An 11,469-nucleotide genomic window follows, 5' to 3' on the forward strand; every position below is an offset into this window, starting at 1 on the left:
AATGATTACGATTAAAGAGTTATATGTAAACAAACAGTTTAGCTTGAAAATGGCTCTGACCAAATTGGATGAAACAGGACAGGGCGTATTATTTTTGGTTGATAGTGACGACAAATTCATCAGAACAATTACTGATGGTGATATTCGGAGGCTTTTGTTAAAAGAGTGCACTCTTGAATCTACTTTAGAACAGCTTTCGGCTCATTCATCCAAATCACTGCCTGCATCTGCAACCATTCAGGATGCCTATCACCTAATGACTGAATTTGCGCTGGATCATATCCCTGTATTGGATGAAAACAATAAACCTGTTCGATTAATCCATCGTAGAGAGCTGTCTTCAAATATTTTATTGTCTTCCCCGCATATCGGTGAACATGAACAACAGTATGTTCAGGAAGCTTTTGCAACAAACTGGGTTGCGCCTTTGGGCCCTAATGTAGACTCATTTGAGAAAGAAGTAGCTGATTACATAAACGTTAAGTCAGCTGTTGCGCTAAGTTCAGGTACTGCTGCTATTCATTTGGCATTGGTTTTATTGGGTGTTGGTCCGGGCGATGAGGTTTTTGCGTCCAGTTTTACTTTCGTTGCTACAGTTAATCCTATTTTATATCAGGGTGCAACACCAGTATTTATTGACTCCGATCTGGACAGCTGGAATATGTCCCCAATAGCGCTGGCCAGGGCGTTAAAAGAAAGTAAAGAAAAAAACAAGTTACCTAAAGCGGTTGTTATTGTGAATTTATATGGTCAGAGTGCTAATTACGAGGCTTTATGTCAAATTTGCAATGAATACGGTGTGCCTATTGTCGAGGACGCCGCCGAGTCTTTAGGGGCAACGTATAATGGCAAGCACAGTGGTACTTTTGGCAAGTTAGGCGTGTTCTCATTCAATGGAAACAAGATCATCACCACATCGGGCGGCGGTATGTTGGTTTCAGATGATGAGTCGCTTATCGAACGAGCTCGCTTTTTAGCAACTCAGGCACGAGATCCTGCCCCACATTATGAACACAGTGTCGTGGGCTACAACTACAGGATGAGCAATGTTCTGGCAGGAATTGGTCGAGGACAGTTAAAAGTCCTCGAAAAAAGAGTGCATTCCAGAAGAGCTGTGTTTAATCAATACAAAAAGGCTTTTGAATCCCTCCCTTTTATTGAAATGATGCCAGAAATTAAAAATGGATTTACTACACGCTGGTTATCCACCATGATTATTAAATCGGACTTGTGCGGTATCAGGCCGGAAATGGTCATTGAACAGTTGAAAAACTATAATATCGAAGCAAGGCGAACCTGGAAACCCATGCACAGGCAGCCCTTGTTTGCTGGAACCGCTTATTATCCTCACGATGAACAGTTTAGTGTTTCTGATTATTTATTTGACCAAGGTATTTGCCTTCCATCAGGATCTAATTTAAGCTCCCGTGACATTGATAGAGTTATTCATTGTTTAAATGATATTTTCAAATGCAATCAAAATAACGCTGAGGTAGTTTAAGTATTATGAACGAAAACAAACCATTGAAGGAAACGGTGATCAAAGCCGGTGATATTCAGCCGTTAAAGACTTATTTATTGGATATATGGCGTTATAGAATGTTACTTTGGGTCTTTACTGCGAGAGATATTAAGGTTCGCTATTCGCAAACAGTGCTGGGTTTTGGCTGGATAGTTTTATCACCACTGATTACGGTAGGCGTTTTTACCTTTGTTTTTGGATTTATGATTAAAATCCCTACAGATGGATTACCTTATCTTTTATTTTACTTAGTGGCGATTATTCCCTGGTATGCCTTTATGGCGATGATCAATTTGACCATGGGATCAGTTGAAGGGAATGCCGGTTTGGTTAATAAAATATATTTTCCAAGGCTTCTCTTGGGCGGAACCTATACTCTGTCAGCTGGAGTAGATTATGTTGTCGGCTTTGGGCTTATTGTAATTTGTGCAGCGATTTATCATAGGCTGGATTACCATCTTTTTGTCTTGTTCCCCTTGTTATTTATAATTCAGGCCATGTTTGCAATGGGTTTAGGTTTGCTGCTGGCGCCATTTAGTACACGCTACAGAGATTTAAAATTATTTGTACCTTTAGCACTCCAGTTTTATTATTTTGCTAATCCTATTTTATACCCAATATCGGCTTCTCCACGTTGGTTGCGTCTATGGTATGAGTTTAACCCAATGAGTATGGTGATTTGCGGGTTTCGCGATGCTCTGAAGGGAAGTTGGCCAAATCCCGAACAATTCGTTTTTGGATTTTCAGCAGCAATTTTAATTTTCGTGGTTGGTTTTACAACCTTCAGGAAACATGAACAATCTTTAGTAGATGCATTATGAACTGGATATTAAGAGTAGATAACTTAAGTAAAGTATATAGGCTGGGTGCTGGAGCTACTGAACATGGCACTCTTTACGAACAATTATCAAGAAAAATCAAGAAAAAACTGCTGGGAAAAAGTACGTCTATCCAGGACAGTATTGAGGATTTACAAAAAACATCAAGCAGGGTTGTTGTTTCCAATGAACAAACCGAAGGTTTGCCGCCAGGATATTTTTGGGCATTAAAAGACATTAATTTCCAAATAAGCCCAGGAGAGCGGGTTGGTTTAATTGGTCAGAATGGTTCAGGTAAAAGTACTTTATTGAAAATCCTGTCAAGAATCACTGCGCCTACTCATGGGGAATTCCGCTACAGAGGACACTTAATCAGTTTGTTGGAAGTAGGCACAGGTTTTCATCCTGAGTTATCCGGGCGAGAAAATATTTATTTAAATGCGGCAATCAATGGCTTAACTCGACAACAAATTAATTCTATTTTTAAGAATATCGTTGAGTTTTCCGAGTTAGGTGGTCAAATTGATACTCCTGTAAAGCGTTATTCTTCAGGTATGTATATGAGGCTTGCTTTCTCTGTTGCTGCGTTTCTTGAGTCAGAAATATTATTAATTGACGAAGTATTGGCGGTTGGAGATAAAGATTTCCAAAAGAAATGTAAGGAAAAAATGCTGGAAGTAGCCAATGACGGTCGTTCAGTTATTTTTGTTAGTCACGACATGACTGCGATTGAGTCAATATGTAAAAAAGTAATTGAAGTGGCTCATGGTCGAATTATTGAAACACGAAGCATTACACCCAATAGTCAATCTCCAGAAGCTGAGCGTATTATTGAGATACCTGCTTCGCCTGAGTTGATCGTTACGCCCGCCCCAGAGTTAGTCCTACCTCCAGAGTCAGTGAGTAACTCATCTGCCGCTGATAAGAAATTTGTGCTTTGTGCAGAACAAAACTGGGTGAATGATTTGGCTCATGCGCCTCGGATAGAAAATACTGTAATATTACATTCATTAAAATTACTTAATGATGACGGTGAAACCCAGGAAAAGTTTACCGTTAATGAAAACATTCATTTAGAAATTACGTTTAAAGTATTAACGAATAATGCCAGGTTTAATCTGCGAGTGGATTTATCTGCATTTGAAGGCATAAAACTCTTTACCATTATGGATCATGCTACTTTGGCACAACATTCAATCCGTGAAGAGGGTTTGTACACAGAAACCGTCATTATTCCTAAAGAATTTTTAAATGAGGGGCAATTCACGATTTCCGTTGTTCTTAACGAGCTGGATAATGAACAAAATGAAATTCATTGTGTGGAGTGTTTGTCCATGAAAATCATTGATGATCAATTACCTGTCGGTGTTCGTTCCAATTGGACTGGCGCTTGGCCAGAAGGATTGCTAAGACCTAAGTTGGTTTGGCGTGTTGAGCACGTAAAAAGTAGTGAATTTCTAATAGAAGCTGACATTAATTCAGTCGTTGAAAACAGTTAACTTAATGGCGTATGCCATTTGAGTTCTTGGGTTGCGCTTGGGAATGTTCTGATATAAATGAATACGAAGAATACACAAAGAAATACTTTGTTATACGTCCATATCTCAACCCATTTTAAAGAAATAATTCGTGTTGCTCGAGTTATGAAAAATAATGGGTTATATCAACCGTTTATTTTTTTTGATGCGCAATATGAGGGGGTTGAACAACATATTGCTCTTTGTGAAGCGGAAGAGATTCAATACATTTGTTATTTTGATACCAATAAAATCGTAAAAATAAAATTATGGTTTCGTATTGTAAGACGATTATTCATTATTTTATTGAGGTTTTTAGAAATAATTAAATATCTGTTATTCCCATTGGGTTATGCTCTAAAAACTCTTCATGATGTTTACAGAAAAATCTTTAAAAAGAAATCAGATGGTACACGCCTGAATACTAATACCCATCTCCCCAAGTTATTGCTATCGGGATATGCCTTGTTTTGGAATCATTTTCCTTTTCTGCTCCCGGCTATTTCACGATTAGCCCATCGTTATTGTCGCTACCTTCCTGGAATATTAAAAGAATATGATATAAAACTTATGGTTTTCCCTGAACATAACTTATTTTACTTTACCCAATTATTTGTTTATTTGGGAAAAAAACAGGGCGTATCCTCTATTATAGTTCCATTTACTATAGCGAATACTATGGAGTGGGCCGAAGCCTTTCATAAGGAAAAATCACGATCGTTGTCTAACTTGTACAATAAAATATGCGCTGCTGCTTTTCCTCATTGGATTCACACCTACAAACAAAAACAATTGTTATTGCCCGTAGAATTGGTTTTACTTCATGAAATGTTACACATCAGCCCTAAAAATCCCTGGTTACTTAACAGTGGTGACATAGACTTTCTGGCTTTGGAAAGCGATGCAATGAAAGAATATTATGTTTCAGCTGGTATAGATGAAAAGTATTTACGAGCTACGGGTGCGTTGTACAATGATGAACTGTATTTTAAATTGCAGAACTCAGAAGAAAACAGAACGCAACTTTATAAAAAATTGAATTTGCAGCAAGGCAAGCCCCTGCTTTTATGTGCCTTACCACCAAACCAATGTGATGGGCGTCAGGATGAAATTGAGTTTTCAGACTATGAAGAGCTGGTACGGTTTGTAATGTCTGAATTATCCAAATATGCAGACGATTACAATGTTATCATTAATCTGCATCCCCGTATCAGGCCCGAAGATGTTGAATATATTAGTGACTATCCAGTTACTGTTTTTAAAGGGGATATTGCTGAGGTAATTCCTTTATGCGCCGTTTATGTTGCTACCTGTTCTGCAACCATCAGGATGGCAGTCAGTTGTGGAATACCTGTAATCAATTATGATCTTTATCGTTATCGTTATGACGATTACAAAGAAATAGAAGGCGTACTCACCTTGTTTGATCGTGAAGAGTTTTCAACTCGTTTACGTCAATTGATAATTGAAAAAGAGTTTTATCAACACCTTCAATCAGCTCAGATTAAAGATAGCAATAAATGGGGTACTCTGGATGGCAAATCTGGAACAAACCTGCTTAATGAAATAAATATGTTATTCGTTTAGCGACCTTAACATTTGGCACAGATTGTGGACCTGCAAATGAAAATAATCGATACGAAAATTCCTGAAATTAAAATTATTGAACCAAAGATTTTTGGTGATGAACGCGGTTTCTTTTATGAAACCTTTCAAGCCAGGCGATATGCCGAGTTGCTCAATATTCAGGATACTTTTGTTCAGGATAATTTTTCACGTTCGCAAAAAGGAGTTTTGCGAGGACTGCATTATCAAAGCCAACAGCCCCAAGGAAAGTTAGTTTCTGTTTTGAGTGGAGCAGTGTTTGATGTGGCAGTGGATATTCGCTTGGGATCACCTACATTTGGTATGTGGGCCGGGGTCGTTCTTTCGGCTGAGAACAGGCGACAATTCTGGATCCCTCAAGGTTTTGCGCACGGATTTTATGTGTTAAGTTCATTTGCTGATTTTGCCTACAAATGTACTGATTACTATCATCCTGAGAGTGAATTTTCTATTAGTTATTGCGATCCTGACTTGGCAATAGATTGGCCTTTAGAGGGAGAGCTGCAGTTGTCATCTAAAGATAAAGCTGCGAAGCCTTTAGGGATGATAGACGCACAATTTTTGCCTACATACAGAGAATAAATGAAACTATTAATTATCGGTGCTCAAGGGCAAGTAGGATCTGAGCTTGTAAAAGCATTTGCTCACACAGGGCATGAGATTATTCCCTTAACTCGACGGGATATGGATTGTTCTGCAGTTGCCAAAGTATATTCCACTCTTGTGATTTATCAACCTGAGCTGATTATTAATGCCGCTGCTTATACTGCTGTTGATAAAGCAGAAGAAGAGCCACATTTGGCTGAGGCTGTAAATGCAGATTTTGTCAGGGAATTGGCGATTTTTTGTCGGCGATGGAATGTACCCTTAATTCATCTGTCTACTGACTACGTGTTTGATGGCTTAAAAAACGATTCTTATGATGAATTGGATCATACTAATCCGAAGGGTGCTTATGCGCTGTCTAAATTGCATGGCGAACAGGCTATAACGTCTGTTTTAACCCAATATATTATTTTGCGTGTCAGTTGGGTATTTGGCGTAACGGGTACTAATTTTGTTAAAACCATAGTGAATCTTGCTGCATCACGGGACGAGTTAAACATCGTTGCAGATCAAAAGGGAAGGCCAACAGCAGCACGAGATATTGCCAGAGTAATTGTTGAAATCGTTATGAAAATTGATGGCTCTTCTTTTGACCGTTGGGGTATTTATCATTATGCTGGTAAGGGTGAAACTAATTGGTATGAATTTGCCCAGGTATTTATGGATTTGGTAAAAGCCAGCAATAAATCGTTAAAATGGGCACGTTTGAATCCTATTAGCACCGATCAATATCCCACTAAAGCCAAAAGACCTAAAAACTCAGTTCTGAATACTTCTCGTATTGAAGACCTATTAGGAATCGAATGTCAGGCATGGAACAATTATTTACCTGAAATAATAGACAGTATTTTTACAAAAGAAGGAACACATGAATTATCACGCTAAACATTTACTGGTCACTGGAGCTGCGGGTTTTATAGGGTCTAATTTTGTACGCTTTATGTTAGCCAAACATCCTGGAATTCAAATTGTTAGTCTGGATAAACTAACCTATGCGGGAAATCTGGAAAATTTATCGCCTGTTGCGCAGGAAAAAAACCATAAGTTTGTTCATGGTGATATTACCGATAAAGCCCTTGTTGCAGATCTTTTAAGAGAGCATCATATAGATACTGTAGTTCATTTTGCTGCAGAGTCGCATGTCGATAATTCAATTCATAACCCTTTGGTGTTTCTTGAGACCAATATTATTGGAACATTTACCTTGCTGGAAGCAGCAAGGAATTATTGGTTGGATGAAAACAAATGGGATAAAACCCAATGCAGATTTCATCATGTTTCTACAGATGAAGTGTATGGTTCATTAGATGAGCATGATCCTGCATTTACAGAACAACACATGTATCAACCCAATTCGCCTTATTCCGCATCCAAGGCGGGTTCTGATCACATAGTCAGAGCTTATTTTCATACCTATGGCTTACCCGTCACTACGTCCAACTGCTCCAATAATTATGGGCCTAATCAACACAAAGAAAAATTGATCCCCAAGGTCATTCATTCCTGTTTGAACCAACAGCCTATTACAGTATATGGAACTGGCCAGAATATTCGAGATTGGTTGTATGTTGAAGATCATTGTGAGGCCATAGATGTTATCCTTCAGAAAGGAATGATAGGTGAGGTTTATAACATAGGCGGAAAAAATGAGTTGGATAATTTGACATTAATACGAACTATTTGTCATTTGATGGATGATATGAAACCCATGTCTGATTCTTATGAATCGTTGATTGTTTATGTGGAAGATCGAAAAGGACATGACAAACGATACGCCATAGACAACACTAAAATTCAAACCCATCTGGGTTGGACACCGCAGGGTGATTTTATGCAAAAATTGATAAGCACCATTCAGTTTTATATGCACTGAGCAATTCATGCGGGAATAAGCGCAATGGAGTAGAAGATCATGTACAAAAAAACTGCGGTACTGTTTTTAGTTTGTGCTTTGACCATGTGTTCTAATGCGACCCTTTATGCAGGTCATTCATGTATTCCCATTGTGAATCTTCCTATGGAAATTAATCATGCCGGTCATTATTGTCTGATGCATAATTTTTATTATTCAGGGACAACTCATGCCATTACTATCAAATCATCGCATGTCGTTCTGGATCTTAATCGTCATAAAATACAGTTAACTCCATGGAGTTCAAAGAACAGTATTTACGGGATTTATTCTAAAAATGCCCATGATCTCATAATAAAAAATGGAAAAGTAAGTGGATTCATGTATGGCATCTATCTTGCCGATAAAAAAGGATCCAATACAAAAGGGGATAGTACCTCAGGAAATTATCTAATTGAAAATATGCAATTAACGAACAACACGTTTCGAGCCATCCGGCTTGAAGGGGTGAAACACGTTGTCAGAAATAATCTGATCACTCATACTGGCGGTAGTGAGGTTTTTGCAAACGCATTTGCAATAGGTATTGAAATTATTGGTCCCCAGGCACAAATTGAACGCAATAGCATCAGGAATACAAAGGCTAAGGGTACTGGTGAGAGCATAGCTATTTCATTTTCCAATAATTGTCAAAAATCTGTGGCCAGGGATAATGAGATTTTTAATCCGTACGCTTTGTTTGCCAAAAGGGCGCATCATCGAGGTAGTTCAGGACATAGTTTTGGAATTTGGGTCGGTGGTAATCTTGTATATCCCAGCGACGTATTGCTGCAAAACAACCGTATCAAGAATTATTATTACGGCATCGCCTACTCATCACCAACCCGTGGAGTGGTGAGTGGTAATGCATTTTATGATGTAGATAGAGATTTGTTTTTTAATGGGGCAGTGGTGATACATTAGGTGATGTTGATCGCTTTTTGAATTTCCTCTATAGCCTGATACAATCCATTAAAGAAATAGGAAAAAAGCAACAAAAATGGTACCTTATTCTGAATCTTATAAACAGTACAGCTATGAAGCAACTGACTGAAACCATATTCTGGAATGAACTTAAACGGCAGGCGTCTAATATTCGTTTGTTAACTGGCACCGAGTTGCAGGAGTTAACTCGCCTGCATGGTAGCCAATACCTCAAGCAGATAGCCGGCATTACTTTTGATTATTCCAGGCAACGGGTGACAGAAGCCATTGTTGATTTGCTGATTCAATTGGCTGATGAAGCACGACTAGCGGAACGAATTGATTGTTTGATGAGCGGTTCCAAAGTCAATGTTAGTGAAAATAAAGCAGCGCTGCACACCGCACTTCGAGATTTAACGAATAGTCCAGTCTATGTTGATGGATTAAACATTATGAATGAAGTGATGGATACTAAAGAACAAATAAAGTTAATCGCTGATTCGGTACGAAACAAACATTGGCTTGGGCATACGGGTAAGCCTATAACTGACGTTGTTAACATAGGTATGGGTGGATCGGATTTAGGTCCTCGTTTGTGTATTAATGCGCTGGCGTCCTTAAGTATTGCTTCCATAAATTTTCATTTTATTTCGGATGTTGATCCAGACAGTTTTCATCATGTCGTTGCACGAATAAACCCTGAGACAACCTTGTTTATTGTGTCTTCCAAATCATTTACTACAAAAGAAACCTTATTAAATGCTGCCAAAGCAATGAAACTTTACCCCATTGAGCAAGCAATTGAGCATCACTTTATTGCGGTTACAGCTCATCCCGCCAAAGCGTTGAAGATGGGGATTAAGACTGTTTTACCTATTTGGGAGTGGGTTGGCGGTCGCTATTCATTTTGTTCCGCTGTGAATCTGATTACAGCCATTGCTATTGGTTATGAGTATTTTTCAGAGTTACTTGCTGGTGCACATGATGTTGATAAACATGTGCGAAATACCGATTTTAAAGAAAACGTTCCCGTTTTAATGGGTTTGCTTGGCGTTTGGAATAATAATTTTCTGAATATTCATAATCTACTGATTTTGGCTTACTCGAAACGATTGGAATATTTTATACCCTATGTTCAGCAGCTGGATATGGAAAGCAATGGCAAGTCTATAGATGTTAGTGGTCGGGTGGTTAATTATGCTACCGGTCCTATAGTCTGGGGTGGGCTGGGCAATCAGGCACAACACAGTTATTTACAGTTGTTGTGTCAGGGGACTCATCATTGCGCAGCTGATTTTATTACCTTGCAGACCCATGATAACCATATTCTTAATGCGATGTCTGACTACAAAATGAAAGTGTTGAGCGAGGGAATTGATTCAATTGAAAATCCAAATGGTTATATTTCAGGTAAAATGCCTTTGAGTCATATTCGTTTATCCAATTGCTCGCCTTATTCTCTGGGTGCTTTGGTCGCTTTATATGAACATAAAGTATTCGTTCAAAGCGTTATCTGGAATATTAATCCCTTTGATCAGCCTGGTGTAGAAAGTGCCAAATCAGTCAGTGATATTTTTTCTTTATTAAATTAACCAGACAAATTGATAAATTACTCATCGAACATGCACGAATTTAATGTAATGGATGAATAAACTTGGTAATATCACCATCGTTTTTATGCCAAAGTAACTACTGAGAGAACATTATCCAATGAAAGGAATTATCCTGGCGGGTGGCTCTGGAACGAGACTTCATCCCCTTACAAAAGCCATTAGCAAACACATCATTCCAGTTTACGATAAACCAATGATTTATTATGCCATTTCTACCTTGATGCTGGCTGATATTCGGGAAATACTGATCATTTCCACCCAAGAGCATCTTCCCCTGTATCAATTATTATTGGGGGATGGTTCGCAATGGGGTATCTCTTTTTCGTACGTTATTCAAAATGAACCTAAAGGGATTGCAGAAGCATTTCTTTTAGGCGAGAGTTTTATTGGAACTGATTCTGTTTGTCTGGTTTTAGGTGACAATATTCACCAGGGTAGAGGGCTATCTGAATTATTAAAAAACGCCAAAAATAATTTAAATGGAGCCACAGTATTTGCCTATTATGTAGACAAACCGCAGGCTTATGGCGTTGTTGAGTTTAACGACAAAAAACAAGCCATTTCAATAGTAGAAAAACCTGTGGAACCTAAGTCGAATTATGCGGTTACGGGTCTGTATTTTTATGATAATCAGGTTATAGAAGTTGCCAGGAATTTAAAACCTTCTGGACGAGGTGAGCTGGAAATCACCGATGTTAATCAGTTTTATTTGTATGAAAATAAATTGGATGTTCAGGTATTGGGTCGAGGATTTGTATGGCTGGATATGGGAACACCAGAAACGCTATTGTCAGCGAGTAATTACATTCAGACTATAGAGCAGCGTCAGGGATTAAAAATTGGCTGTCCTGAAGAAATTGCCTGGCGTATGAACTTTATCAGTGATGAGGAACTGTTACTGCGGGCAAAGGAACTCAACAAAAGCAGTTATGGACAATATCTCTCAGGCTTATTAAATCATCAACGTTTTTAA

At 38.5% G+C, this 11,469-nt stretch carries 10 protein-coding genes; all 10 read left to right on the forward strand.

Annotated features, from left to right (window positions below; translation table 11 throughout):
- Window position 1: 1 nt before the first annotated feature.
- The 10 genes from Lwor_RS12305 (at window position 2) to rfbA (ending at window position 11,469) form a co-directional block, all read left to right on the forward strand.
- Window positions 2-1,501: an aminotransferase class I/II-fold pyridoxal phosphate-dependent enzyme gene (locus tag Lwor_RS12305; protein ID WP_058494178.1), complete on the forward strand. Its 1,500-nt coding sequence runs from the start codon at window positions 2-4 to the stop codon at window positions 1,499-1,501.
- 5 nt (window positions 1,502-1,506) lie between these two features.
- Window positions 1,507-2,343, forward strand: coding sequence for an ABC transporter permease (locus tag Lwor_RS12310; protein ID WP_058494179.1), 837 nt, complete (start codon window positions 1,507-1,509; stop codon window positions 2,341-2,343).
- A complete protein-coding gene (locus tag Lwor_RS12315; protein ID WP_058494180.1) occupies window positions 2,340-3,839 on the forward strand; it encodes an ABC transporter ATP-binding protein in 1,500 nt (499 codons plus the stop codon). The genes Lwor_RS12310 and Lwor_RS12315 overlap by 4 nt, the downstream gene beginning before the upstream one ends.
- A gap of 57 nt (window positions 3,840-3,896) precedes the next feature.
- A complete protein-coding gene (locus tag Lwor_RS12320; RefSeq protein WP_058494181.1) occupies window positions 3,897-5,444 on the forward strand; it encodes a hypothetical protein in 1,548 nt (515 codons plus the stop codon).
- Between the two features lie 36 nt (window positions 5,445-5,480).
- A complete protein-coding gene (gene rfbC / locus Lwor_RS12325) occupies window positions 5,481-6,044 on the forward strand; it encodes a dTDP-4-dehydrorhamnose 3,5-epimerase (protein WP_058494182.1) in 564 nt (187 codons plus the stop codon).
- Complete coding sequence (rfbD, locus tag Lwor_RS12330; RefSeq protein ID WP_058494183.1) at window positions 6,045-6,953, forward strand: dTDP-4-dehydrorhamnose reductase; 909 nt, start codon at window positions 6,045-6,047, stop codon at window positions 6,951-6,953. It begins immediately after the preceding gene.
- Window positions 6,937-7,941 carry a dTDP-glucose 4,6-dehydratase gene (gene rfbB, locus Lwor_RS12335; RefSeq protein WP_058494184.1) on the forward strand — a complete coding sequence of 335 codons (1,005 nt, stop codon included), beginning with the start codon at window positions 6,937-6,939 and terminating at the stop codon, window positions 7,939-7,941. Before rfbD ends, rfbB begins: the two co-directional genes overlap by 17 nt.
- Before the next feature lie 39 nt (window positions 7,942-7,980).
- Window positions 7,981-8,883 (forward strand): right-handed parallel beta-helix repeat-containing protein, encoded by a 903-nt coding sequence (locus Lwor_RS12340; RefSeq protein ID WP_058494185.1) that lies wholly within the window; start codon window positions 7,981-7,983, stop codon window positions 8,881-8,883.
- A gap of 113 nt (window positions 8,884-8,996) precedes the next feature.
- A complete protein-coding gene (gene pgi, locus Lwor_RS12345; RefSeq protein ID WP_058494358.1) occupies window positions 8,997-10,475 on the forward strand; it encodes a glucose-6-phosphate isomerase in 1,479 nt (492 codons plus the stop codon).
- A 118-nt stretch (window positions 10,476-10,593) separates the two neighbouring features.
- Window positions 10,594-11,469, forward strand: a complete 876-nt coding sequence (rfbA, locus tag Lwor_RS12350; protein WP_058494186.1) for a glucose-1-phosphate thymidylyltransferase RfbA — start codon at window positions 10,594-10,596, stop codon at window positions 11,467-11,469.

Source organism: Legionella worsleiensis (assembly GCF_001467535.1).
GTDB classification, from domain to species: Bacteria; Pseudomonadota; Gammaproteobacteria; order Legionellales; family Legionellaceae; genus Legionella; species Legionella worsleiensis.